Origin of the sequence: Streptomyces cinnabarinus (assembly GCF_027270315.1) — a bacterium.
GTDB classification, from domain to species: Bacteria; Actinomycetota; Actinomycetes; order Streptomycetales; family Streptomycetaceae; genus Streptomyces; species Streptomyces cinnabarinus.
On the sequence record NZ_CP114413.1, the window covers coordinates 52966 to 78004 of the forward strand.

The following is a 25039-nucleotide window of genomic DNA, read 5'->3' on the forward strand; positions in this document are numbered from 1 at the left end:
GTCAGGGCTGTTTGGGCCTGCGGGCCAGCAGGCAGGCATGCGGTCTGTTCACCCGTCCGCCAGGCTCCTGCTCCAGCCTCGCGGTGACGACGAGTCCGGCCTGCTCCAGCAGGCCGACCATGCGATCCAGGGGCAGGAGATACGACTCGTAGGACACCGGACGGCCATAGCCCTGGGTCGGCTGCAGTCGTTCATCGCCGACATAGTCTCCCCAGAGCAGGTAGCCGCCGGGCGCCAGCGTGCGGTGGAACTCGGTGAACACCGCCGGCAGCCACTGCGGGGGCGTGTGGTGGGTGGAGTACCAGGCCAGGATGCCGCCGAGCTCGTCGTCCCTCATCTCCAGCGCGGTCATCGAGCCCTCGGTGAACCGCAGGTTCGGATAGGCGTGCCGGGCCAGCCCGATCATCTTCGGCGACAGATCGAGGCCGAAGGCGGACACTCCCAGCCCGGCCAGGTGCGCCGTCACGCGGCCGGGGCCGCATCCCAGGTCCGCGACCGGCCCCAGACGGGCCGCCTGCACGTATTCGGCGAACCCCGCCAGCATCGCGCGTGACAGCGGGTCCATCGCGGCCGGGGGCGGGACGCGTTCGACGTAATCGGCGGCGACCGTGTCGTACGACTCGCGCACAGCGGCCAGAAAAGAGGGCTCAGGCATGCGGGCGACCATAGAGGAGAGAACTGACAGGCCGTGTCGCGACCTTGAGGTGACTTACGGGCATCCACCGCCGTACGCACTCGGCCCTCACACCACTGCGGTAGTCGTCCCCGGTCCGAACACTGAGCCCTGCCCTCGCCCGCGGCTACGACTGCCCGACGCCGCCGATCACTGAAGACGAGCGGTCCCTCGGCATCCCGCACGCCACCTTCCACCGTCACTACGCCAACCTGATCGACGCCTACTTCGGCCGCGCATCCAGGTGCGCGCCTCGCCCTGTCCGAGGCGGCTGTCCGGCAACTCACCCTCGAAAGCGCCGCTCCTACACGAAGGCACCACCCACCTGTGTTGTGCCCGCTCGGCTCTCCCAGCGCGGGAACCCCAAGCCACGGCGGAATGACGCGGCCTTCCTATCCAGCGGACCACGGAGTGATCGGCTCCACCGGCTGATTGCTGCCCCGCCGACAGGTGCTGGGGGCTATTTGGCGCCTCGCGAGTCCCCTCGCACGGCTGGGTCAGGCAGATCCGGCGCGGATCATGTCCGAAGTCCGACGTACTTCGATGCATTCACCCGGACGTTTTCGCCGCCGCAGGTCAGGCCTCAGACCAGCGTCATTTCCGGCATGCCAGTAGGGGTTATGAGCAGTGCGTTCGGGTCTCATTCGATCCACTCCGTGACGCTTGCACCCGGGATTCATCCCAGGTCAGCGGCGCCAACTGGACTTCATCTGATGGGTGTTGAGCGCTTTGACGTGCGCTCCGGCCGCTTTCCAATCTTGATCGGTGGGTATCCAGTGAGTGCGAGGAGAACGGCAAGGGTGAAGATCGGACACACCTCGCCCGTCTTTGTGATCTAGGGGTTTCAATCGACCCTCTGCATCCCATACTCGTAAATGTCCGAGCCTGGACATACGAAAGCCCCAGCTCATTGCCTGCGAAGCTCAAGCCGGGGCCTTCGGTCAGTACTCACGGAGGAGCACCTACCCATGCACAATATCTTCCCGCCCCCGCCTGCCGAAAACCGCACCGACATGGGCTGGCCCGAAGCAGTGGTGAACGTCGTCACGGTCGGAACGTTCACCGCCATGATCTTCGCCGGCCTGCTTCCGGCAGATGCCACCGCCTTCTTGCTGGCCATCAGCCTGCGTCGGAGCGTCTGACCAACGGCGGTCCCCAGCCGGGCTGGGGACCGCCGCACACAGACGACAGGCGGACCGCACGGCGCACGTGCCGTTGCGCGTCGTTCATCGGTGAAAGGAAGTATCCCCAGTGCTGCTCTTCGCCCTCTCGGATCGCGCAGCGACCCAGCAAAGGCGGACAGCCGACGGAATCGCCGCTTACCAGGTGATGCGTCCTTCGATACGGAGTCAGTCAGTGGGGAGAGACGAAGCCGTCCGACTGGTCGAGATGGAATGGGGAGCCGGTGCTCTTCGGCGCCCATCCGAGGGAGCGTGCGCAGCGGATACCCTCAGCGACTGCGGAGGGGACGACCGCACTTGGCGGCACGAGCATCCAGTTGTCCGGATGGGCTTGGTTGGTCGTGACCACCAGGGTGCTGCCCGGTGAGTCGGCGAGTTCAACTGCGTAGGTGAGCGGTGACCAGGCAAGGGCCTGGCTGTAGGTCGGCTTTCGCCGGATCCGCCAACGGTAGGAGACGCCGTCGACCGTGATACGTCGCGACCCCTTCTTCACCAATGCCACGAGCGCCTCCCCTGACCAACTCCCCACACCGAAGCCACCCTACGCAGAGCCCCGGGCTCTCCACCGCTCCCTGCGCTGGGGCGGACGCCCCTCTCACAGCAGCTCACTGACCGCTCGACCCAGTGGCCAGTAATCACAGGGCAGCTCGGCACGTGGGTCGGCTCGTGAAGCGGAGGGAGATGGGAGTAGCCGATCTCAGGCACGTAATCGCGGCTATGCCTGCCCCCGTGCCCGGTGCCGACTTGCGTACGACCAGGTCACCGCGGTCATCAGGGCAGGGATGGCGAACAGGGGGGCGAAAGCGATGCCCCAGACAGTTTGTGCCGTGCCGCTCGACATGTATGTCTGGCTCTCGACGGTGAAAGCAACCACGAGTTGCCACAGCGCCACCAGGACCAGGACGCCCGAGGCGGTCCAGGCCAGCGCAGCGAGGGCCCTGGGGCGCAGCGGCCGCCACCGGTCGCTGACGAGCAGCAGCGGTAACAGAGCAGCCAGTTCGGCGAGGACGGTCAGACCGACGACGTAAGCGATGCCCCAGCCCGGGATGTCGAAGACGTCGCGCAACACCTGGTCGCTGTAACCCACATAGACACCGGATGCCATGGCGATCCGCCACAGACCCGACGGGACCGCGCACAGCGCGATGGCGTGGGCAGCGCGGCGAGCCCAGACGGGCGCGGGTACAGCGGTGGGGAGGGGGGCGTTCGCTGTCGTCATGACGTACATGCTGGCTCTGAAGGGGGCAGCCGCGCGTCGTCCACTACGGCGGACTGCCTCCGACCTGCGGAGGAGGGCGCACCCGCTGAGGGAGGACCTCAGGAGGTTCCACTGCCGGACAGGTTGGGCTGTCCAACCGTCCGGCGATGGAGGACATCGCGACCCCGACCCGGCGAACGCTCACGGTCACAGCACTGACACGGGGCGCCGGCTACGACGGCCAGACGACCACGCCGTCACGCACCACCAGCGGCTCAGGCCGGCGCTCTTCATAGAACCGGGTCCATCCCATCTCTACGCTGCCATCGGGACGTCGATGGCCGTCACCAGCCTTGCCCGCGAGCCAGGCGAGGAGCTCGCCCGTGCGCTCGAAGCCATCGGGGTGGATCTCCTGTCGGCTGGTCACAGCCCAGGCACCGCGCCGGGTGTCCTGCCTGCGCACCAGGACCGAGACCAGCACGCCTTCCACCATGGACGCCTCGCCATGACAGCCCAGGAGAGGCTCGGGATGGTCCTCGACGGCGAGTTCGCCGTGATCGTCCTCCACCACGCACGGAAAACCGGTCACGATGCGCAGCGCCCCCGGCCGGGGGCCCAGCCCCAAGTGCCATTGCAGCTCGGCGAGCTCGTCCTCCGACACGTCATCGCACAGGTCCACCGCGAGCATGAGTTCGTAGATGTCAGCCACAACCTCACACGCTAATACTTGCGGCTGACCGTCCGACCCCGCGGCGGCTGTGCAGCACCCAGACGGACAGATGCGCTACCACGCCCTGCCTATGACGCCGGGGAGTTACTGTCGGCTTACGCGACCGGCGCCGCCCCCCGGCAAGCACAGGGACCATGCGAGGGCTGTCCGGCTGCCCGCCGGTTGCTCGGACGAGTGGGCGCGTCCAGCGCGATGTGAGGGTTTCAAGGCCGCCGCGGGCCAGGCTCAGGCCAGGGACTCGAAGTACGCCTTCTGTGCGGGGTAGTAGTCCTCGAAGTCAGGCCGCGGGCCGCCTGTGCGTGCGGCGGTGAGCATGTCCAGGTAGTACTCCCAGCCCGGGCCGGTCTGGCCGAGCTGTTCGGTGGAGGTGAGGTGCTGGACCAGCCGGAGTTCGGTGGTGCCATCGGCCTCGGCCAGGAGCAGCTCCATCAGCCACGATCCGGCCTCGTCCTCCATCGAGACGGCGAGCCGACGCGGCGGTTCGCAGGCATCGATCCGCAGGGGGCACCAGGGCGCCGACTCCTCGAACGCCATCTGCACCTCGATGGTGCTGCCGGGTGCCGCCTGGCCACGCCACGGTCCGAACCAACGGGCGGTGCGCTCCGGCTCGGTGACGCTCGCCCAGACGTCGTCCGCGGAGGCGCGGTAGGTACGGGTGAGAATCAGGTCGTACCCCGTTGGGGTGGGGATGAGTTGTCCGGTGGGTTCGGGCGTCATGCCGTGTCCTCCTTGGGGTGGCGTGCGGTGTGCTGGTCGTGGTCGGGCTCAGCCCGGCGGCGGTCCCGTCGGGTGCGGTGGACCTCGGTTTCCAACGCCGCCAGACGCTGCGACCAGCTGGCCTGCTGGGTGTCGAACTGGGTGAGCCAGGCGGCGAGGTCTCCCAGCCGGGAGGGGACGAGCGTGTAGCGCCGATGGCGGCCGATCTGCTCGTCCAGGACCAGGCCGCTCTCCCGCAGTACGCGCAGATGACGGCTGACTGCGGGCCGGCTGATGGCGAACCGGGCAGCGATGTCGCCTGCCGTCAGCGGCGCGCGGTGCAACATCATCAGGATCTCCCGGCGCACGGGATCGGCGATGGCGTCGGCCACCTCACTCAGGTCGTCCACACCAAAAGCGTAACCCATAGGTTACGCATTCGGATTGGTCCGCCCTGAGATCTCGCACGGGTGGCGGATGCCGTCGGTACGAGAGGTTCCGCCGGCCCGGCGGACGACCGCGGCGGTTGGGTCGAGAAGCGCGCAGCCGAAACGGGAGTGGCTGCTGGTGAGCTGGGCGGATACGGGGGCGGCGGTCAGCCCGTCTTCGGGCTCTTCGGGACCTCCCCTCGCGTGAACCCGTGACTGCGCTCCACTCTCGCCACGTGCAGGGTGTAGCTCTCGTACCACTCGGCTCGCCCGCGTTCTTGAGCCGCGCGGTGCTCGGTATTGGTCCGCCACTGCGTGAGGGCATCGGCGTCGCGGAAGTAGGCGACGCTGATGCCCAGCCCGCCAGGGGTCTGCGCACTGTCCATCCCCAGGTACCCGGGGATGTCCTTCACCAGCTCTTCCATGCGCTCATTGGTCTCGCTGTAGCCGCTCTGGGCCGGGGTTCGCACGGCGGTGAAGACAGCCGCGTAGTAGGGGGGTTCATAGGCCTCAACTGGTGCGACAGGTGCATTCGAGTGATCGCTCATGACGAAAACCGTAGGGGGGATCCACCCGACGAACCAGCGTCTTTCCTGAACGGGATACATAAGGGATCCAACTCTTGACCAAAGCCGCCCGGGGATGCGGCAGTCGGGCGATGCGGCGCCGGGGCATGGGCGGCGATCCCGAGTCGGGCCGGCTGCCTCCATCGACCGCCTGTGACCGACCCGATGGCCACATGGCCCTGCATCTACTACTCGGTCAACTCCCTTGCTGCGCACTATGGTTACGTGTCGAGTCTCAGCGAGATGGCAGGCAAGAAAGACGCCACGGCGGCGGGGCCGGTGGTGGCGGTGGACACCGACGACATCGCGGTGCCGGACCGCTTCGGCTGGTGGGCGACATGGTCGGCCACGAGGTCATGCCCGTGTCGACCCGGAGTCCGCACGCGCACCGCTTCCGAGGCTGGGTAGAGGCCGTGGGACTCCCGCACAGCCAGGTCGCGGCCTTCGACTTCTCCCCCATGACCGCCCAGCGCTCCCCCCGCGCACATCCGCCGTGGAGACCCCGAGGACTACTTTCTGCTGATGGTCCGGGAGAGCGCGGTCCGCTTGGAGCAGGCCCGCGGCGTCGCGTGCCTCGGTCCCGGCGACATGGCCCTGTTCTCCAGTTCGAGGCCACTGACCTGCGACTTCCTGGACCAAGGCGGCCCCGTCCGCCCGACCCTCCTGCGCCTCCCCCTCGCTCCCCTGCCCCTGGCCGACGGCCGCGCCGACCGCCTGCTGGCCGAGCCGCTGCCCAGCAAGTCCGGCTCCGGCGCCCTGCTGGGCCCGTATCTGACCTCCCTGCCTGAGGCCGCCCGCACCGCGGGCCCCGCCGAGCTTGCCCGGCTCGGCGCCATCGGAGTGGACCTGGCCGCGTCCCTTCTCGCGGCCCGCATCGGCGACCAGCACTCCCTCCCCACCGAGACACGCAGAACGACACTCCTCGCCCGGATCAGCGCCTTTATCGACCACCACCTCACCGACCCATTACTGGACCCGGCAGCCATCGCCGCCCACCACCACATCTCGGTACGGACCCTCCATCACCTCTTCCAGAGCGAGCCGGAGTCCGTCGCGGCCACCATCCGGCGCCGCCGCCTTGAGCGTTGCCGCGCCGAACTCACCGAGCCCCGCCTGCGTCACCGCACGATCGGCGAGACCGCCCTGCGCTGGGGCTTCCGCGACTCCGCGGATTTCAGCCGGGCCTTCCGCAAGGCGTACGGGGTCCCGCCGAGCGAGGTCCGGGCCGCCTTGCGCTGAATGCATACGAAGTCTGCGCTCTCGGCTAACGACCAGGCCGCCCGGCCCAGGCCACAGTGGGGCGGGCCTGCCACGCTGATTGTCACGTGCATGGCGATGACGACATCCGGGCGCGGAACCTCGAGGGCGCCGCGCTTCGGAACGGGGGGACGCATGGAGACATCTGAACTGGCCGCCATGGCCGTCGCGTTCATGACCGTAACGGCAACCGGAGCAGCGGGCGCGGTCGGCCAGAGCGCCGGAACCGCGGTCGCCGATGCCCTACGCGCCCGGCTGGTCTCGACGGAGCGAGGACGGGCGGCCTTGGACACCCTGAACCAGGCCCCGGAGGACCCGGCCGCCCAGGACTCGGCACGGTCCGTGGTCCAGGAGGAGATCGAGGCGGACCCGGAACTACGGCGTCAGCTGCAGTTACAGCTGACCGCACCGGGAACCAACGCCACGGGCAGCCTGCTGATCACCGGCAGCCAGGTATCGCGCAGTTCCATCGCTCTCGGCCCGCTGACCATCAACAACACCCGGGGCGGGCGAGCCGTCATCGCCTTGGCGGCCGCTCTGCTCGTGGCCCTGGTCGTGCTGGCCGTGTACGGGGGCATCAACCTGATCGTGGTCGACAACTCCCCCGAGTCGAAGCAGGACGACAGTCCCCGCAATGCCGTGCGCTTCCTGAATGTCAGCGAGGTCAGGCGAGTCGTTCCGGACCTGACGAGCATGCCTTCCGGCTGGGAGAGATCCGGGTCCGTCGAGGCCATGACGGACGAGGACAACGGGTGCACAGTGGCCCAGGCGAGATTCGTCACCGCCTACGGGCGTGACAGTTCGGGAACGACGGTCCATGCCCTGTTCACAGTGTGGTCCTGCGCCAGCGCGGCACTGAGCGCGAAGGGCTTCGAGGAAATCCGGTCAGGCATCGCCGGCAACGACAAGGCGAGGGAGATCTCCCTCCCGGAGCTCGGCGACCAGCGCGCCGCGATGACTCACTACAGCTTCAACCTGGACGAGACGACAGCCCATGCCGTGGTCCGCGTCGGTACCGTCCTCGTCGAGCTGGAATACGATCCCACCCTGGCCGATGACCAGGAATGGAGCGCGGAGTTCGAGCAGCTGGCCTCAATGGTCGCCGCCCGCGCCCAGCAGGTCCAGAACGCCTGACCCGGCGCTGTGCGATTCCAGGTGAACTCACCTAGCCGAAGCACCACGGCTGCGCAGGCAGCCGAGGAGCCCGCGCCCGGTTAGTGCGGATCACCCAACGAGCTGGACCCTCGATGGCCTCTGTAGCCTGCTGTCAGCAGTGTGTCGGGGGGAAGTGACGTGGTAAGCATCCTGTCCGTGGCCATCGGGGCCGGTTTCGGCCTCATCGGGGCCGTGTTCGGGTCTTGGTTCACTGCGCGCCGGCAGGACCGCATGTGGCTGCGCGAACAGAAGCTCAAAGCCGGGGTCGGCTTCAACACCGCCGTGGTCCAACTCATCGACTACCTCCGGGAAACGCGTCTGAGTGACGATGGGGCCGGGGCCAACGAACTGGCCGGCCGGATGCAGGAAGCCCGGTCAGCCCTGTGCCTCCTGTGCGACGACGACACGGTCGGTCTCGCGGATGCACTGGCGCGTCGGGTCTGGAGTTCCCGACCCAGCGAGGGCAGGGACGAGCTCAGAGCCGAGCACAGGGAAACGGAGGATCTCCTGCGCCGCTTCACCCATCAGCTCCGGCAGGAGATCGCCAGGACGTAGGCGCAGTTGACCGCGTGCGGTCCGGCGACAGCAGGCGTTCTCCACCAACTCCTTCTACCGCGCCTTCCCCCGCTGGACCGGACTCACCCCAGAAGCCGCACGCACCGGCGGCCACCTCGCTCCTACGTGATCGGTGTACTAACACTCCCCCGTGCAAGCGGCGGGGCCCGGCAGCAGTGCCGCTTGCCCTTGCAGCTGCTGCAAGGGAGAGCATGAGGTCATGCTGTCAATCAGTGAGTTCAGCGAAATGTGCCATCTTCCTGCGCAGACACTGCGCTATTACCACCGCGAGGAGTTGCTCGTCCCGGCCGAGGTCGATGACCGGACCGGTCACCGCTCCTACCGGTTCGAACAGGTCGAGCGGGCCATGCTGATCACTGTCCTGCGAGGAACCGGGATGAGTGTCAGCTCCGTGAAGCAGGCTCTTCGGGAGCCCGAAGGGGCACGGGAGTCTCTGCGCCAGCACATCGCGGCGGTCCGGCAGCAGCGTCAGGAGCAGGATGCGGCGATCAGCGACGCCCAGGAGTTCCTTCGTGGCGCATGGCCGCAGGTGCATCAGCGGCACACTCCCGCAGTCACGGTTGTCTCGCGGTTGGTGCCCCGCCGTCCGACCGGTACCGGCCGCGAAGCCTGGGTCGAGGATGACCTCGCGGTCATGGAGACCGTCCGGAACCTGGTGGCCGTCGCGGAGTCCTGCGGGGCGAGGGTGTCGGGCACCGCGTGGCGGGCGCTGGCCGATGAGACGCCTGAGCAGAAGAAGGCTCTGCTGTCTGGTGAGGGTCCGTGGTGGGTGGTGAAAGTGCCGGTGACAGCGGACCGCCGTGCACTCGCGACGCTGGCCGAGAAGGCCGAAGTGGGCCTGTTCCCCGCCTGTGACGAACTGTCAATCCTCATCCCGGGCAGGCCGTCGATGGCCAAGTACGGCACCGCGCTGTCGCGCCTCCTACGGCAGCCGTTGCACGGGTCCTACCTCGACGTCGGCCGGATGCGTCATCTGCTGCATGACGACGGGGTCGAAACCGCGGCAGCCATCCGCAGCGCCGCTCGCGACGAAGCAGCGAAGATTGCCCAAACCCTGTAGGTTCAGGCTGGCCTTGCAGGAGAGCGCCGGCAGGAGGGCTCCCTTGGCGCATGACCTGACCTACGGCACACAATCTGGCCATGGACATGCACCCCTCCCCTGATCAGAACGGTCTGCCGGGCGACACAACCGGCGCCGAACTCCGCGAGGCTTGGAGGACCGGCCGGGTCTTCGGGCCGCCGATCCGGCGGATCTTCCGGGACGTCGTTTCCGACCGCCTGAAAGGCCCGCATCCTCCCCAGGCGGCGATGCTGTTCGATCCCTTGGCCGACCCGTTCTGGAAGGACGACGGACGCTTCCTCGGCGACTTCTACAACGCGATCCTCCATCAGGACACCTGCCAGCAGGGCACCGCTGGCGGTGTCGCCCTGCTCGCGGTCCTGGCCGTCGATGACCGAGTGCCCGCCCGGAGGCGCTTCGACGCGGTGGACCTCTTGTTCTGCGCCGCTACGGTCACGGAGCGGAAGCTGGCCGGCTGCTGGCCCGATACTCCGCCACATGCGGATCCGGACAGCGAGGACCGGGCTCGACGGGCCGTGCAATCCTGCACCCCGGACCTACTGGCACGATGGTCGGCCGAGTGCCCGGCAGTCCGTCTCGCGCTCGCGGGCCTCGCGGTGGTCTTCCCTACAGCCCGTACGCTGCCCGCCCTCACCCCACGGCTGCAAGGCTTCACCGAGCAGCATCCACCCGGCACCGACATCGGCGACTACGTGCGATTCGTACTGACCCTGGCAGCCCAGGACGACAACCAAACCCTCGCTTGCGTCGAGGACTTCACCGACGCCTACTGGAAGGGAACCTCCCGCAGCGCACCCACACGCGCACGGGCCCTGCATCTCCTCGGCCAGATGCTGGACACGGTAGGGACGAACCTCACAAGGTCACAACCTGGGGAATAGCGTGACCACTGACGCGGGGAGCAAGTGGTTGCCCGCATCGGGAGGTCCGGGATGAGTTCCGTTGTCGTGGGTGTTGTCGGCACCTTGATGGGCGTCCTGATCGGCGGCCTGTTGCAGCACGTGCTGGCGGCGCGCAGCCGAGAATGGCATCGGCAGGATGCGCTCAATGACGCGAAGCGAGCCGTCTACGCCGAGTTCCTCAGGGCAATCAGCGCCAGCTACGGCCAGGCGGTATCCGGTCACCGCACCCGCACCGAGGACGCCAACCTCCATGCGGCAGCCGCCGAGATCGAGGTTCTCGCCGGTCAGGGCGTAGCCGAATCAGCCCGCGCACTCGTGGAGGCTGTCATCGATGCGCACACGAGAATCGCTGTCGGCGGCGGCGACACCGACACGCTCGTCTCTCACGTCGATCACCGCCGCCACGAAGTGATCGACCTGTTCAAGTCCGACCTCGGGCTTGCAGCCGGATCGGGCCGCCGCACGCCCTGATTTCCTTCGCTACGGCCATCACCCGGAGCCCTGGCGAATCTTCTTCGCTTCGGTGTCATCGGGTGATGGCGATGGCGACGAGCGGGCGTTCGCGGCGCAGGACCCGGTCGGCAAGCCGAATGAGTCAGTACATGCAGAACCGCTGCTCCATCAGTTCCTGGACGTGGGCGGTGCCCGTCGCGTCCAGAAGCCGGGCGGTGCCTGTGGCGGTGGGCGCGCCAGGCTCAACGGTGCCGTTCATGGCGCAGGGGGCGACGGTGACGCGGGGATTGTTGCGGATGCGCTTGACCTTGCCGGTGTCCGGGGCGGTCAGGGCGTAGAGGGCGCCGTTGTGAACGAGGCTGCCCACGGGCGTGCGTACGGCGCGTCCGTCCTTGCGGTAGGTGGTCAGGCTGATGTGCTTGCTTTGGCCGATGCGGTCGAGAGCCTGGCCGAAGTCACTGTTCGTGGTGGGCATTTGGGGTCTTCCAGAGCTATTGGCGGGTGTGCCAGGCGGCGAGCGCGCGGGCTGTTCGCGCGGCTTGTTCGGCGACGGATTGCGGCGCGTCCCAGGGGGCGGGGAGCAAGCCCTGCTGCTGGAACAGGGCCAGTCCGTGTGCTGCCGCGGCGACCTGGACCAGGAGGTCGAAGGCCTCGTCGGGGGTGGTGGTGATGTGACTGGTGACAGGCATCAGATCGTCGTGGAGGGCGGTGCCAGCCGCGGCCAGGTCGGGGTGTCGGCCCGTGTCGAGGCCGGCAAGGAAGGTGATGTCGAACAGGGCGCGCTCCTCGGCGGCGAAACGCACGTAGGCGACCGCGAACGCGGCCAGCTGCTCGGCCGGGTCGGTGCTCGAGGAAAGGGCAGCGCGGTAACGGCGCTGCTGCTCCAGATAGCCCTTCAGGGCCAGGGAGGCGAGCAGAGCGTCCCGGTCGGGTCGCCGGTGCGCCGCACAGGGCCGAGGCCGTCCCACTGCCGACGAATCCTAAGTCCAGCCGACTCCGTAGTCGGCTCACCCTGCCGCAATACACCACGCGGTGCCGTACGGTCCCTCTGAGTATTCGATGGGGGGCCGGAGCAGGTCGGCGACTCTCCATGGCTGCTGCAGTTGCCGAGGGCAGGATGTTCAGGGTTCCTGCGTGTCCGCGTACATGGCGGTGATGAGTTCCGCGTAGTCACGTTCGACGACCGGTCTTTTGATCTTCAGGCTGGGGGTGAGTTCGCCGTGCTCGACGTCCAGATCACGAGGGAGAAGCGTGAACTTCTTGATGGTCTGCCAGCGCTGGAGGCCGGCGTTGACACGCTGCACGTACGTTTCGATCAGCTGTCGGACAGCTTCGTTGGTGACGACCTCGGCGTACGTTGCGCGGGCCAGCCCGTGTTCGGCGGCCCAGGGCATGATCGCGGCTTCGTCCAGTGCAATCAGGGCGGTGCAGTAGTTCCGGTTGCTTCCGATCACCAGAATGTTGCTGACGAAGGGGCAGGCCGCCTTGAATGCGCCCTCGACCTCGCTGGGGGCGACGTACTTGCCGTTGGACGTCTTGAAGAGGTCCTTCTTGCGGTCGGTGATGCGCAGGAAGCCGTCCGCGTCGAGTTCGCCGATGTCGCCGGTCCGCAGCCAGCCGTCCTCGGTCAGTACCTCGGCACTCTGGCCAGGGAGGTTGTGGTAGCCGCGCATGACGCCGGGGCCGCGCAGGAGGATCTCGCCGTCCTGATCGATCCGGACTTCGAAGTCGGGCAGAGTGACGCCGACCGTGCCGATCCGCAGGTCATGAGCACGGTTGACAACGGCGCCGCCTGAGGTCTCGGTCAGGCCGTATCCCTCCAGGACGCGTACGCCGACTCCGGCGAAGAAATAGCCGAGCTCGGGGGCAAGGGGGGCGCTGGCAGAAATGGCGTTGCGCAGGCGGCCGCCGAAGGCGGTCCGGATCTTGGCGTAGACGAGCTTGTCGGCGAGGGCATGCTGGAGCCTCAGGCTCAAGGGCGCGCTCGCACGGCCGGTGGCAATTCTGCAGGCTTCGGTGGTGCGCGCGTACTCGCGGGCGACGCCGGCCGCCCATCGGAAGACCCGGTGCTTTGCGGCGCCGTCAGCTCTGGCCTTGGCCGCTATGCCGTTGTGGACCTTCTCGAAGATGCGGGGCACGGCAGCCATGACGGTCGGCCGGATGACCGGAAGGTTGTGCACGATGCGGTCCACGCGACCGTCGACGGCCATCACATGGCCGGTATGGATCTGCCCGGAAATCAGGGCCTTGGCGAACACGTGCGCCAAGGGCAGCCACAGGAACTGGATGTCGTCCGAGCGGATCAGCTCGCTGCCGGCCTGTGCTCGACCCTGGTGGGCCAGCCCTTCGTGCGTCAGGAACACTCCTTTGGGGCGGCCGGTGGTACCGGAGGTGTAGATCAACGTGGCGAGTTGGCGGCCGCTGATGGCGGCGATGGCGTTGTCGACCGCATCGGGGTGTCTCTCCAGGTGCGCGGCACCGTGCCGCTCCAACTCGGCCAGGGTAAGGACGTTCAGTCCTTCAGCCGCCGAGACCAGGCTGTCAGGTGCGTCGAAGAGGACGACGTGCCGGAGCCCGGGCAGCTGTTCCCTGGTGGCGATGATCTTCGTGAGTTGCTGCACGTTCTCCGCGAACACCGCGCGGCTGCCGGAGTCGGCCAGGATGTATGCCGTCTCGGCGGCGTTCGTGCTGGGGTAGACCGTGGTGGTGGCGGCGCCGGCGCACATGATGCCGAGGTCGGCGAGGATCCACTCCATGCGCGTCTCGGAAGCGATGCCGACGCGGTCCTCAGCGCGGATGCCGAGAGTCATCAGGCCCGCAGCGACTGCCGCGACCCGGCGCGAGGTCTGTTCCCAGGTGAGCGTGCGCCACTGTTCCGCGCATGGCTCGACGCCCAGGACGGCGGGGGCGGGGTAGCGGTAAGCATCGCGATCAGGGGTGGCTTCAACCCGGCTGAAAAACAGGTGCGCCACGGAGGGGGGACTCTGCTTGATCGAAACGGGCACGGAACGCAAGACGACCTCCGGTGTGGATGTGCACGGGTGGAGAGGCGGTGGCGCGGGGAGTTGTGCGTGTGGCTGCGAACAAGAAGCGGGCGCTGTGGTTGTCACGGAAGGCGAAACGGCCCGGACGAGCGCAGGGGCGAGAGACCAGCAGTGGCGCGTCTCTCTGCGACGAGGGGCATACCGGAAATCGGGCGCCGGATGGGCCGCAGGCTCGGGGCGAGCCCGCGGCCCATCCGGTCAGTCGGTGAAGACCTCGCCGCGCTCCGCCTTCTCCACGAGAAGGCCCGGCGGGGTGAAGCGCTCTCCGTAGCCGTCCGCCAGTTCGCGGGCGCGGGCTACGAATCCGGCGACACCACCTTCATAGCCGTTGATGTACTGGAGGATGCCGCCGGTCCAGGCGGGGAAGCCGATGCCCATGATGGAGCCGATGTTGGCGTCGGCGACCGAGGTGAGGACGTCCTCCTCCAGGAGCCGGACGGTGTCCAGGGCCTCGGAGAAGAGCATCCGCTCCTGCATGTCGCGGAAGGGGATCTCGTACCCGGGCTTGGTGAAGTGCTCGCGCAGGCCCGGCCAGAGCCTGCCGCGCCTGCCGGAATCGTCGTAGTCGTAGAAGCCGGCGCCGCCGCTGCGGCCGGGGCGGGCGAACTCGTCGACCATGCGGTCGACGACCTCATCCGCGGGGTGCCCGGTCCAGGCGCCGTCGGCGTCCTCGATCGCCTTTCTCGTCTCGTTACGGATCTTGCGCGGGAGGGTGAGCGTCAACTCGTCCATGAGGGAGAGGACCTTCGCCGGGTAGCCGGCCTGGGCGGCGGCCTGCTCGATCGAGGCGGGCTCGATGCCCTCGCCGACCATCGCCACGCCTTCGCTGATGAAGTGGCCGACGACCCGGGACGTGAAGAAGCCGCGCGAGTCGTTGACAACGATCGGCGTCTTGTTGATCTGGCGGACCAGGTCGAAGGCACGCGCCAGCGCCACGTCGCCGGTCCGCTCACCCTTGATGATCTCGACGAGCGGCATCTTGTCGACGGGCGAGAAGAAGTGCAGGCCGATGAAGTCGCTCTGCCGCTCGACGCCTTCGGCGAGGACGGTGATCGGGAGGGTCGAAGTGTTGGAGCAGAGCAGCGCGTCGGGGTCGACTACGTGCTGGATCTCCTGGAAGACCTTGTGCTTGAGGGCGGTGTCCTCGAAGACGGCCTCAATGACGGCGTCGCAGCCGGCCAGGGCCTGCGGGTCTGCCGTGGGGGTGATGCGGGCCAGGAGGGCGTCGGCCTTCTCCTGGGTCGTACGGCCCCGGGCGACCGCCTTCGCGCAGAGCTTCTCGGAGTACGCCTTGCCCCTGGCGGCCGCCTCGTCCGTGACGTCCTTGAGGACGACCTCGATGCCCGCTCGGGAGCACGAGTAGGCGATGCCCGCGCCCATCATCCCGGCGCCGAGGACGGCGACCTTGCGGACCTGGCGGGACTCGATGCCCTTGGGCCGGTTGGCGCCGGAGTTGACGGCCTGGAGGTCGAAGAAGAACGCCTGCATCATGTTCTTCGCCGTCTGGCCGGTGACGAGTTCCGTGAAGTACCGGGACTCGATGACCTGGGCGGTCTCGAAGTCGACCTGGGCGCCCTCGACGGCCGCCGCCATGATGTTGCGCGGGGCCGGGTAGGGGGCGCCGTTGAGCTGCTTGCGCAGGTTGGCCGGGAAGGCCGGCAGGTTGGCGGCGAAGCGCGGGCTGGACGGGTTGCCGCCGGGGATCTTGTAGCCGGGGACGTCCCAGGGCTGCTGGGAGTCCGGGTGTGCGTCGATGAAGGCGCGGGCCTTGGCCAGCATCTCCTCGGGCGTGGCGGCCAGTTCGTGGATCAGGCCGTTGTCCAGAGCACGCTGCGGGGTGTACTGAGTGCCCTGGAGCAGCACCTTGAGCAGGGCGTCGGAGATGCCCAAAAGGCGTACGGTGCGCGTGACGCCGCCACCGCCGGGCAGCAGGCCGAGGGTGACCTCGGGCAGGCCGATCTTGGAGCCGGGCGCGTCGAGGGCGATCCGGTGGTGGCAGGCGAGGGCGATCTCGTAACCGCCGCCGAGGGCCGCGCCGTTGAGGGCGGCGACGACCGGCTTGCCGAGGGTCTCGATGCGGCGCAGGGCGCGCTTGATCTGCAGGGTGGTGTCGAAGGCGGCCTGAGCGTCGTCGGGCCGCAGTCCGATCATGACGTTGAGGTCGCCGCCGGCGAAGAAGGTCTTCTTCGCGGAGGTGATGATGACACCGCGGATGGAGTCCTTCTCGGCCTCCAGGCGGTCGGCGACGGCAGCGATCGAGGTGGTGAACGCCTGGTTCATGGTGTTGGCGGACTGGTCGGGGTCGTCGAGGACGAGGGTGACGATCCCGGTCTCGTCCTGCTCCCAGCGAATGGTGCTGGAGTCGCTCATCGGGGCCTTCCTTCGTGGATTCCCCCGGCTTCAGCCGGGGGAGGAAACGGAGCTCCTGTGGAGCAGGGCAGGAAGAGCCGGTTCGCCGCCAGGGCGGACCGGCGTTCACCGGCCACCGACCGACACCTGCCGCTCACACGGAATCTGATACGGCGTGAGGTATGACGCGGCAGGTCAAGCGGGCGTTCAAGTACCGCTTTTACCCCACCGGCGAGCAGGCAGCTGAGCTGTCGCGTACGTTCGGCTGTGTCCGCCTCGTCTACAACAAGGCGCTGGAGGACCGCACGCGGGCCTGGTACGGCGAGCAGCGGCGGATCTCCTACGTGCAGTCGTCGGCCGCGCTGACGCAGTGGAAGAAGAGTGAGGAACTGGCGTTCCTCACGGCGGTGTCCTCGGTCCCGCTGCAGCAGGCGCTGCGTCATCTTCAGGCGGCGTTCGGGAACTTCTTCGCCAAGCGCGCCCAGTACCCCCGGTACAAGTCGCGGAAGAAGTCCCGGGCGTCGGCCGAGTACACCCGCAGCGCCTTCACCTGGCGCGGCGGGAGGCTGACGCTGGCGAAGATGGCCGCCCCGCTGGACATCCGCTGGTCGCGTCCCCTCCCGCACGGGGCGGAGCCGACCACGGTGACCGTGTCCCGCGATCCGGCGGGCCGCTGGTTCGTGTCCCTGCTGTGCGAGGACACCCTCGCCCCCGCGCCCGCCACCACGGCAGCGGTCGGCATCGATGCCGGGATCACGTCCCTGGTGACCCTGTCCACCGGGGAGACAATCTCCAACCCCCGGCACGAGCGCCGCGACCGCGCCCGGCTCGCCCGCGCCCAGCGGGAACTGTCCCGCAAAGCCAAGGGCTCCAACAACCGGGCCAAGGCCCGGGTGAAGGCCGCCCGCGTCCATGCCCGGATCGCCGACCGGCGACGGGACTTCCTGCACAAGCTGTCGACTCGGCTCGTCCGTGAGAACCAAACGGTCGTGATCGAGGACCTCACCGTCCGCAACCTGCTGAAGAACGGCACGCTCGCACGCGCCATCTCGGATGCGGCCTGGACGGATCTGCGCATGATGCTGGAGTACAAGTGCGCCTGGTACGGGCGTGAACTCGTCGTGATCGACCGGTGGTTCCCCAGCAGCAAGCTGTGCGGGCCCTGCGGCACGGTCGCGGCGAAGATGCCGCTGAACGTCCGGGAGTGGACGTGCGGCTGCGGCGCCATGCATGACCGCGACGTGAACGCGGCACGTAACATCCTGGCCGCCGGGCTGGCGGCGTCTGCCTGTGGAGACGGTGTAAGACCTCAACGGGAGTCCTCCCGGACGGGGCGGTCGTCGGTGAAGCAGGAAACCCAGCGGGCGACCGCTGGAACCCCCCGCCTCTAGGCGCGGGAGGAAGTCAACAGGGGTGCTCCGTAACGGGGGTGCGGACGGGGAGGTCAGATGCGCTCGACGATGGTGGCGATGCCCATGCCGCCGCCGACGCAGAGGGTGGCGAGGCCGTAGCGCTTGTCCTGGCGCTCCAGTTCGTCGACGAGGGTGCCCAGGATCATGGCGCCGGTGGCGCCGAGCGGGTGGCCCAGGGCGATGGCGCCGCCGTTGACGTTGACCTTGTCCAGGGACAGGCCCATGTCCTTCACGAAGCGCAGGACGACCGCCGCGAACGCCTCGTTGATCTCGACCAGGTCGATGTCGTCGATGGTCAGGCCGGCCTTGGCGAGCGCCTTGCGGGTCGCGGGCGCGGGGCCGGTGAGCATGATGGTCGGCTCGGAGCCGGAGACCGCCGCGGAGACGATCCGCGCGCGCGGGGTGAGGCCGTAGCGCTCGCCCACCTCGCGCGAACCGATCGCCACCAGCGACGCGCCGTCGACGATGCCGGAGGAGTTGCCCGCGTGATGGACGTGGTCGATCTTCTCGACCCAGTGGTACTTCTGCAGTGCCACCGCGTCGAAGCCGCCGAGCTCGCCGATGTCGGCGAAGGACGGCTTCAGCTTGGCGAGGGAGTCGGCGGTGGTGCCGGGGCGGATGAACTCGTCGTGGTCGAGGACGGTGAGCCCACTGCGGTCGCGGACCGGGACGACGGAACGGTCGAAGCGGCCGTCCTTCCACGCCGCGGCGGCGCGCTCCTGGGACAGGGCGGCGTACTCGTCGACGTCGCGGCGCGAGAAGCCCTCAAGGGTGGCGATGAGGTCGGCGCCGATGCCCTGCGGCACGAAGTCGGTGGCGATGCTGGTCATCGGGTCGGCGAACCAGGCGCCGCCGTCCGAACCCAGGGGCACCCGGGACATGGACTCCACACCGCCGGCCAGGACCAGGTCCTCCCAGCCGGAACGGACCTTCATCGCGGCCATGTTGACCGCTTCGAGGCCGGAGGCGCAGAAGCGGTTCTCCTGGACGCCGGCGACCGTGTCCGGCAGGCCCGCGGCGATGGCGGCGATGCGGGCGATGTCGGAGCCCTGGTCGCCGACCGGGCCGACGACACCGAGGACGATGTCATCGACGGCGGCCGGGTCCAGGCCGGGGTTGCGGGACTGTATCTCCCGGATGAGGCCGACGACCAGGTCGATCGGCTTGGTGCCGTGCAGGGCGCCGTTCGCCTTGCCGCGGCCGCGCGGGGTGCGGATCGCGTCGTACACATACGCTTCGGTACTCACGTCGGACTGCCTTTCAAGGTGCAGTGTGGGGCGGTCGGAAGGGATCAGGTGAGCAGCGAGCGGCCGATGATCTCCTTCATGATCTCGGTCGTCCCGCCGTAGATGGTCTGGATGCGGCCGTCGGTGAAGGCCTTGGCGATGGGGTACTCGGTCATGTAGCCGTATCCGCCGTGGAGTTGCAGGCACCTGTCCGCGACCCGCTTCTGCAGCTCGGTCGCCCACCACTTCGCCATCGACGCGTGTACGGCGTCCAGCGTGCCGTTGGCGTGTTCCTCGACGCAGCGGTCCAGGAAGGCTCGGGTGACGGCGCACTCGGTGGCCATCTCGGCGATCTCGAAGCGCACGTGCTGCAACTTGGCGAGCGGGCGGCCGAACGCCTCACGTTCCTTGACGTATGCGGAGGTCAGCTCCAGCAGGCGCTCCGCTCCGGCGATGGCGGCGACCGCGATCGTGATGCGTTCCTGGGCGAGGTTGGTCATCAGGTGGAGGAAGGCGCCGTTGAGCTCGCCGAGGAGGTTTTCCTTGGGGACGCGCACGTCGTGGAAGAACAACTCGGCGGTGTCCTGGGACTTCTGGCCGATCTTGTCGAGGTTGCGGCCGCGCTCGAAGCCCTCCATCCCCCGCTCGACGATGAGGAGGGAGAGTCCGTGGGCGCCGCCCTCCGGGGTGGTGCGGGCCACGACGACCACCAGGTCGGCGTTGATGCCGTTGGAGATGAAGGTCTTGGAGCCGTTGAGGACCCAGTGGTCACCGCGGTCCTCGGCGGTGGTGCGGATGCCCTGGAGATCGGAGCCCGCGCCGGGCTCGGTCATCGCGATCGCGGTGACGTGCTCGCCGGAGCAGAACCCCGGCAGCCAGCGCCGCTTCTGCTCGTCGGTCGCCAGCGAGGTGAGGTAGGGGCCGATCATGTCGTTGTGCAGGCCGATGGCGAAGCCGGGCGTGTAGGCACGGCCGAATTCCTCGGCGAGGACGGCGGCATAGCGGTAGTCGGGGTTGCCACCGCCGCCGTACTCCTCATCGACGGCCAGGCCGAGAAGACCCTGTCGGCCGGCGGCGAGCCAGACGTCGCGGGAGACGATGCCGTCCTTCTCCCACTGCTCGTAGTGGGGGTGCACCTCCTTGTCCAGGAAGGTGCGGACGACTCGCCGGAAGGCCTCGTGGTCCTCGGTGTAGATCTGACGCTTCATGCGGAATGCTCCTGAACGGTTGGAATCAAAGCGGGCACGGCCCAGTCATGGGCCACTGCGGCCATGTCGCCGCCCGGCCGGGCGGGACCGGCGTGTACACGCGTGGGGGTGAGAGAGAAACGGGGTGCGGGCGCGGGCTGCGGCAGTCCCCCGTGCTCGGTGAAGGTGGCGCGGGCGGCGAGGTGCGGGTGGTCCGGGGCCTCGTGCAGGGACAGGACCGGAGCGACACAGGCGTCGGTGCCCTCGAAGACCTCGGTCCACTGCGCGCGGGTGCGGCTCCGGAATCGTGCGGCGACGGCCGCGCGCAGCCTGGGCCAATAAGCAGGATCGAAGCGAGCGATACCGGCATCCTCGATGCCCAGCAAGCGGGCGAACTGGCTGTAGAACTGCTGCTCCAAGGCGCCGACAGCCATGTGGCCGCCGTCGGAGGTCTCGTACACGCCGTAGAAGGGGCAGCCTCCGTCCAGCAGGTTGGCCCCTCGCCGGTCCTGCCAGCCACCGGCCATCAGCAGGCCGTGGATCATCGTGGTGAGGTGCGCGGTGCCTTCGACCATGGCGGCGTCGACGACCTGGCCCTCGCCGTGGGTCCGTGCGTGCTGCAGGGCGGCGAGGACGCCGACGACGAGGTAGAGCGAGCCGCCGGCGTAGTCGCCGACCAGGTTGGCGGGAATCGTGGGCGGGCCGTCCGGGTCGGGGCCGATCATGCCGAGGGCGCCAGTGATCGCGATGTAGGCGATGTCATGGCCGGCGGTGGGAGCGAGCGGGCCGTCCTGGCCCCAGCCGGTCATCCGGCCGTAGACGAGCCGGGGGTTGCGGGCCCGGCAGTCCTCGGGGCCGACGCCGAGGCGTTCGGTGACGCCGGGGCGGTAGCCCTCGATCAGGATGTCGGCCCGCTCGACCAGGTCCAGCACCGTGTCCGGACCGCCCTCGGCCTTGAGATCGACGAGGACGGAACGCTTGTTGCGGTTCGTGAGGTCGTACGCGGGGGCGACACCGATTCCAGTGCCGCCCGGGCGGTCCACGCGCACGACGTCGGCGCCGAGGTCGGCGAGCAGCATCGAGGCGAAGGGGCCGGGCCCGATACCGGCGAGTTCCACCACCCTGACGTCACGCAGCGGGCCGCTCCTCCGCGGCGCTCCAGCGTCTCCCGCACAGCGGGGAGAGGGCGACAACGCGTCACTCACCGCGGACTGACGCGAGAAAGCGGCCGGCTTCCTCGATCCCGCGGATGCTCTCGAACGATCCGCCGCCGTCGCACGGGATCACCGCACCGGAGATGTAGGCGGCCGCCGAGGACGACAGGAACATCGCCAGATCGGCGATCTCCTCCTTCGTGCCGAACCGGCCCAGCGGAACGGTCTTGACCGACCTGTCGCCGTCCGGGTCGTCTCCCGGAGACAGTCGCGCCAGGCCCTCCGTACCGGCGATCGGGCCGGGCGCGATCGCGTTCACGCGGATGCCCTTGTCGCCCCACTCCAGTGCGAGCACCCGGGTCAGCTGGTCCACGCCCGCCTTCGCCGCGCACACATGGGCCTGGTACCGCACGGGGATCACCGCCTGCGGCGCGGTGATGTTGATGACCGAGGCGCCCGGCGCGAGGTGCTCGAGCCCGGCACGCATCACGTGGAACGTCCCGTTGAGGTCGATGTCGACCACGACCTTGAAGCCGTTCGACGACAGGCCCTGCGCCTCGGCCAGGAAGTTGCCGGCCGCTCCGGAGACCAGGACGTCGACGGGCCCGAACTCCGAGCGCACCGCTCCGAAGACCTCCTCGACCGACCCCATGTCCCGCACATCGGCCACGAACCCGCGCACCGGGTTCCCGTACGCGCCGAGCTGCTTGACGGCCGCATCGACGTTGGTCTGCTTCCGGCTGGCCACCGCCACCGCGGCTCCCCGCGCGGCGAACGCCTCGGCGATGGCCAGGTTGATGCCGGACGTGCCGCCGAACACCACCGCGGTCTTGCCACTGAAATCGAACCGGATGTCCATGCGCATCTCCTCAGGTGTCTGACGTATGGAACGGCAGCGTCAGCCAACTCGACAAAATAGTCAAGTACAGAGCTCGACATCTAGAGGCCTTTAGATGCGATGCCCGGCGATAGATCTCCTGTGACACCCATCTCACTGACAAAATCGTCAGGTCTCGTGGAGTATTGGACGCAACCCGGGAAGCCGCTGGTGGGGCGCCCGCGGGGAGGGATTTCCTGGCTCTGGAGGCACGCGGAGGCCCGGAGCCTTCCCTTGCCCGATTGTGCAACTAGTTGCACAATCGCTGACTGTCTGTGCCGAGAGCCCTTCCGCCGGTGATGCCGCCGAGGACTCACCGACCGCCACGCAAAGGACCAGCCATGCCGTTGCCCCCTGCCCTCTCGCGGCCCCTCACGCTGCCCGTCGTGGGCTCGCCCCTGTTCATCGCCTCAGGCCCGGAACTGGTCACCGCCCAGTGCCAGGCCGGGGTGATCGGCTCGTTCCCGGCCCTGAACGCCCGGCCGGCGTCCCTGCTGTCCGACTGGCTGGACCGCATCACCGAGGAGAACGCCGCGTATGCGGCAGCACACCCGCACGCGGTCGTCGCCCCGTTCGCGGTCAATCAGATCGTGCACCGCTCCAACGACCGTCTTGAGCCGGACATGGACGTGATCGTGAAGCACCGGGTGCCGATCGTCATCACCTCCCTGGGCGCCCGCCCCGAGATCAACGACGCCGTGCACTCCTACGGAGGGATCGTGCTGCACGACGTGACCAGCAACGAGTTCGCCCGCAAGGCCATCGAGAAGGGCGCCGACGGCATCATCGCCGTGGCCGCCGGTGCCGGAGGCCACGCGGGCACGCAGTCCCCGTTCGCCCTGGTCCAGGAGATCCGGGAATGGTTCGACGGCCCGCTGCTGATGTCCGGCGCCATCGCCCACGGACGGTCGATCCTGGCGGCCCTGGCAGCGGGAGCCGACCTCGCCTATATCGGGTCGGCGTTCCTGGCCACCGCCGAGGCGAACAACCCGCCCGCCTACAAGCAGATGATCGTCGACAGCACGGCCAAGGACATCGTCTACAGCAACCTGTTCACCGGCGTCCACGGCAACTACCTGCGCGGCAGCATCACCGCCGCCGGACTCGACCCCGACGACCTCCCCGAGTCCGACCCGTCCGCCATGGACTTCGGCTCCGGCGGCAACACCGAGGCCAGGGCATGGAAGGACATCTGGGGATCCGGCCAGGGCATCGGGGCCGTCAAGCAGCGCCTCACGGTCGCCGACCTCATCACGACGTTCAGGACGCAGTACGAGGCCGCGGCGCGTGCTCTCGACGCCAGGACGTCCCTCCATGCGGCCGCGCCCGCGACCACCTGAACCGACTCCGTCCGCCCCGCACGACCTGCCGCCAGCCCCAGAAACGGAACCGCCTTGACGAACGCCCCTACCGTCACCGCCTCCGCACAAGGCCCTGTCCAGACGATCCGCATCGACCGGCCGACCCACCTGAACAGCCTGGACCTCGCCACCAAGTCACAACTGCTGGCAGCCCTTCAGGCCGCGGCCGACGACCCCGACGTCCGCGCCGTGGTCCTCACCGGAACCGCACGAGCCTTCTGCGTCGGCCAGGACCTGGACGAAGCGCGGACCGCGGACGGTCCCGACGCCATGGCCGACGCGGTACGCGAGCACTACGGCCCCCTCGTCCGAACCCTGCTGACCATGCCCAAGCCCGTCATCGCGGCCGTCAACGGCGTCGCCGCGGGCGCGGGCATGGCCCTGGCGCTGGCGTGCGACTTCCGGATCGCCGCCACGTCCGCGACCTTCACCACCGCCTTCGCCGGGATCGGCCTGTCCTGCGACACCGGGATCTCCTGGACCCTGCCCCGCATCGCCGGCCGTGCGGCAGCCCTCGACCTGCTGCTGCACCCCCGCCTCCTCAACGCGGCAGAGGCCCTCGACCTGGGGCTCCTGCACCAGGTCACCGCCGACGAAAACCTTGATGCCAAGGTGCAGCGCAGCGCCGCCGCACTGGCCGCCGGTCCCACTCACGCCTTCGCCGCCATCAAGGCGGCCGTGACCTTCGCGTCCGAATCGACGCTCGACGCCGCGCTGGAACACGAAGCGACGCAGATCGCCCGCACCGGGGCCTCAGACGACTACCGCCTCGGCCTGGACGCCTTCCTCGCCAAGCAGAAGCCGTCGTTCACGGGACGCTGAACCAGTCAGTTGCCGTCGGCGTCAGCGGACGCCGTACCCCCAGAGGCGTCCGCGCGAGCAGCCCACGCCTCATCGGGCGCGCCCCGCAGCCCGATGGCCGACGCCCACAGGCGCGAAAGGTGATCGACGATCATGTCCTCGTCGAACGGTTCCTCCATCGAGGAACGGGCGTGGGCGACCTGCTCGACCATCGACCCCAGCGCCAGCGCGGTCAGCCTCGTGTCCAGATCCGGATTGGCAAGCCCCGCGTCCTGAAGTCGCTTCAGGCCCTTCGTGGCACGACCGACGTAGAACTCCCGGATCTCAAGGACGATCTGGCGCAGGGCTTCGTCCGCGGCCGCCCCCTGGTCCACCAGCCGCAGCACCTTCGAGGCCCGGTCCCAGGCGCGGAGGTAGCGCCGGTTCGACTCCACGAGCTTCGCGTAGGGATCGTCCACCACGTCCGGTGACGCCAGGCTCGACGCCAGCATCTCACCGGCAACGGATCGGACGACGTGGTGCAAGAGGTCGTCCCGGGACTCGAAGTACGTATAGAAGGTCCCGTACGAGACGCCCGCAGCCTGCGCCACCGCTTCGGGGCTGAAGGCGGACCAGCCTTGCTGCTCGAGAACCTCCCGCCCGGCAAGGATCAGCGCGTCACGGGTACGCCGACCACGCGTCGTGGTCGGCGGCGTCGGGGCCGGCTTGGTCCTCTGTCGTCCCATGCCGCAA

At 68.6% G+C, this 25039-nt stretch carries 26 protein-coding genes; 10 read left to right on the forward strand and 16 right to left on the reverse strand.

The features are described 5' to 3' along the window. Position 1: 1 nt before the first annotated feature. Positions 2 to 655: a class I SAM-dependent methyltransferase gene (locus tag STRCI_RS00215; protein WP_269656707.1), complete on the reverse strand. Its 654-nt coding sequence runs from the start codon at positions 653 to 655 to the stop codon at positions 2 to 4. Positions 656 to 1641: 986 nt separating this feature from the next. Between STRCI_RS00215 and STRCI_RS00220 the strand changes: the two genes are divergently transcribed. Continuing rightward, on the forward strand, positions 1642 to 1815 hold the full coding sequence (locus STRCI_RS00220; RefSeq protein WP_269656708.1) for a hypothetical protein: 174 nt from the start codon (positions 1642 to 1644) through the stop codon (positions 1813 to 1815). A gap of 211 nt (positions 1816 to 2026) precedes the next feature. Here STRCI_RS00220 and STRCI_RS00225 read toward each other — a convergent pair whose 3' ends face one another. From STRCI_RS00225 to STRCI_RS00250, 6 genes are all read right to left on the reverse strand, one after another. Beyond that, positions 2027 to 2356, reverse strand: a complete 330-nt coding sequence (locus STRCI_RS00225) for a hypothetical protein (RefSeq protein ID WP_269656709.1) — start codon at positions 2354 to 2356, stop codon at positions 2027 to 2029. Between the two features lie 213 nt (positions 2357 to 2569). Beyond that, complete coding sequence (locus STRCI_RS00230) at positions 2570 to 3082, reverse strand: hypothetical protein (protein WP_336298778.1); 513 nt, start codon at positions 3080 to 3082, stop codon at positions 2570 to 2572. Positions 3083 to 3284: 202 nt separating this feature from the next. Then, complete coding sequence (locus tag STRCI_RS00235; RefSeq protein WP_269656711.1) at positions 3285 to 3761, reverse strand: hypothetical protein; 477 nt, start codon at positions 3759 to 3761, stop codon at positions 3285 to 3287. Positions 3762 to 4007: 246 nt separating this feature from the next. Beyond that, positions 4008 to 4499, reverse strand: a complete 492-nt coding sequence (locus tag STRCI_RS00240; RefSeq protein WP_269656712.1) for an SRPBCC family protein — start codon at positions 4497 to 4499, stop codon at positions 4008 to 4010. Beyond that, the gene (locus STRCI_RS00245; RefSeq protein WP_269656713.1) at positions 4496 to 4888 is read right to left on the reverse strand and encodes an ArsR/SmtB family transcription factor; all 393 of its coding nucleotides are present in this window, start codon (positions 4886 to 4888) and stop codon (positions 4496 to 4498) included. The genes STRCI_RS00240 and STRCI_RS00245 overlap by 4 nt, the downstream gene beginning before the upstream one ends. A 185-nt stretch (positions 4889 to 5073) precedes the next feature. Beyond that, positions 5074 to 5454 carry an antibiotic biosynthesis monooxygenase family protein gene (locus STRCI_RS00250; RefSeq protein WP_269656714.1) on the reverse strand — a complete coding sequence of 127 codons (381 nt, stop codon included), beginning with the start codon at positions 5452 to 5454 and terminating at the stop codon, positions 5074 to 5076. A 504-nt stretch (positions 5455 to 5958) separates the two neighbouring features. Between STRCI_RS00250 and STRCI_RS00255 the strand changes: the two genes are divergently transcribed. From STRCI_RS00255 to STRCI_RS00280, 6 genes are all read left to right on the forward strand, one after another. Next, positions 5959 to 6711: a helix-turn-helix domain-containing protein gene (locus STRCI_RS00255; RefSeq protein ID WP_269664454.1), complete on the forward strand. Its 753-nt coding sequence runs from the start codon at positions 5959 to 5961 to the stop codon at positions 6709 to 6711. Positions 6712 to 6864: 153 nt separating this feature from the next. Next, entirely contained in the window at positions 6865 to 7863 is a 999-nt protein-coding gene (locus tag STRCI_RS00260; RefSeq protein WP_269656715.1) for a hypothetical protein, read from the forward strand. A 159-nt stretch (positions 7864 to 8022) separates the two neighbouring features. Next, positions 8023 to 8439, forward strand: coding sequence for a hypothetical protein (locus STRCI_RS00265; RefSeq protein ID WP_269656716.1), 417 nt, complete (start codon positions 8023 to 8025; stop codon positions 8437 to 8439). A gap of 220 nt (positions 8440 to 8659) precedes the next feature. Next, positions 8660 to 9520 (forward strand): MerR family transcriptional regulator, encoded by an 861-nt coding sequence (locus STRCI_RS00270; RefSeq protein ID WP_269656717.1) that lies wholly within the window; start codon positions 8660 to 8662, stop codon positions 9518 to 9520. Between the two features lie 80 nt (positions 9521 to 9600). After that, a complete protein-coding gene (locus STRCI_RS00275; protein ID WP_269656718.1) occupies positions 9601 to 10422 on the forward strand; it encodes a hypothetical protein in 822 nt (273 codons plus the stop codon). Between the two features lie 51 nt (positions 10423 to 10473). After that, positions 10474 to 10914 carry a hypothetical protein gene (locus STRCI_RS00280; RefSeq protein ID WP_269656719.1) on the forward strand — a complete coding sequence of 147 codons (441 nt, stop codon included), beginning with the start codon at positions 10474 to 10476 and terminating at the stop codon, positions 10912 to 10914. 124 nt (positions 10915 to 11038) lie between these two features. Here the strand turns inward: STRCI_RS00280 and STRCI_RS00285 are convergent, their stop codons facing one another. From STRCI_RS00285 to STRCI_RS00300, 4 genes are all read right to left on the reverse strand, one after another. Then, positions 11039 to 11371: a PPOX class F420-dependent oxidoreductase gene (locus STRCI_RS00285; RefSeq protein ID WP_269656720.1), complete on the reverse strand. Its 333-nt coding sequence runs from the start codon at positions 11369 to 11371 to the stop codon at positions 11039 to 11041. A 16-nt stretch (positions 11372 to 11387) separates the two neighbouring features. Next, entirely contained in the window at positions 11388 to 11864 is a 477-nt protein-coding gene (locus STRCI_RS00290) for a TetR-like C-terminal domain-containing protein (RefSeq protein ID WP_269656721.1), read from the reverse strand. Between the two features lie 153 nt (positions 11865 to 12017). After that, positions 12018 to 13910, reverse strand: a complete 1893-nt coding sequence (locus tag STRCI_RS00295; protein ID WP_269656722.1) for an AMP-dependent synthetase/ligase — start codon at positions 13908 to 13910, stop codon at positions 12018 to 12020. 228 nt (positions 13911 to 14138) lie between these two features. Continuing rightward, the gene (locus tag STRCI_RS00300; protein WP_269656723.1) at positions 14139 to 16310 is read right to left on the reverse strand and encodes a 3-hydroxyacyl-CoA dehydrogenase NAD-binding domain-containing protein; all 2172 of its coding nucleotides are present in this window, start codon (positions 16308 to 16310) and stop codon (positions 14139 to 14141) included. Between the two features lie 161 nt (positions 16311 to 16471). Here STRCI_RS00300 and STRCI_RS00305 point away from each other — a divergent pair, with 161 nt between their 5' ends. After that, positions 16472 to 17680, forward strand: coding sequence for an RNA-guided endonuclease InsQ/TnpB family protein (locus STRCI_RS00305; protein WP_269656724.1), 1209 nt, complete (start codon positions 16472 to 16474; stop codon positions 17678 to 17680). Between the two features lie 53 nt (positions 17681 to 17733). Here STRCI_RS00305 and STRCI_RS00310 read toward each other — a convergent pair whose 3' ends face one another. From STRCI_RS00310 to STRCI_RS00325, 4 genes are all read right to left on the reverse strand, one after another. After that, positions 17734 to 18948 (reverse strand): acetyl-CoA C-acetyltransferase, encoded by a 1215-nt coding sequence (locus STRCI_RS00310; RefSeq protein ID WP_269656725.1) that lies wholly within the window; start codon positions 18946 to 18948, stop codon positions 17734 to 17736. 44 nt (positions 18949 to 18992) lie between these two features. After that, positions 18993 to 20135 (reverse strand): acyl-CoA dehydrogenase family protein, encoded by a 1143-nt coding sequence (locus tag STRCI_RS00315; RefSeq protein ID WP_269656726.1) that lies wholly within the window; start codon positions 20133 to 20135, stop codon positions 18993 to 18995. Beyond that, positions 20132 to 21232, reverse strand: coding sequence for a CaiB/BaiF CoA transferase family protein (locus STRCI_RS00320; RefSeq protein ID WP_418953296.1), 1101 nt, complete (start codon positions 21230 to 21232; stop codon positions 20132 to 20134). The genes STRCI_RS00315 and STRCI_RS00320 overlap by 4 nt, the downstream gene beginning before the upstream one ends. Positions 21233 to 21311: 79 nt before the next feature. Then, on the reverse strand, positions 21312 to 22127 hold the full coding sequence (locus tag STRCI_RS00325) for an SDR family oxidoreductase (protein ID WP_269656728.1): 816 nt from the start codon (positions 22125 to 22127) through the stop codon (positions 21312 to 21314). 359 nt (positions 22128 to 22486) lie between these two features. Here STRCI_RS00325 and STRCI_RS00330 point away from each other — a divergent pair, with 359 nt between their 5' ends. Next, positions 22487 to 23485, forward strand: coding sequence for an NAD(P)H-dependent flavin oxidoreductase (locus tag STRCI_RS00330; RefSeq protein WP_269656729.1), 999 nt, complete (start codon positions 22487 to 22489; stop codon positions 23483 to 23485). A gap of 54 nt (positions 23486 to 23539) precedes the next feature. Continuing rightward, positions 23540 to 24328: an enoyl-CoA hydratase-related protein gene (locus STRCI_RS00335; RefSeq protein WP_269656730.1), complete on the forward strand. Its 789-nt coding sequence runs from the start codon at positions 23540 to 23542 to the stop codon at positions 24326 to 24328. Positions 24329 to 24333: 5 nt separating this feature from the next. Here STRCI_RS00335 and STRCI_RS00340 read toward each other — a convergent pair whose 3' ends face one another. Further along, on the reverse strand, positions 24334 to 25032 hold the full coding sequence (locus STRCI_RS00340; protein WP_269656731.1) for a TetR/AcrR family transcriptional regulator: 699 nt from the start codon (positions 25030 to 25032) through the stop codon (positions 24334 to 24336). Between the last annotated feature and the right edge of the window lie 7 nt (positions 25033 to 25039).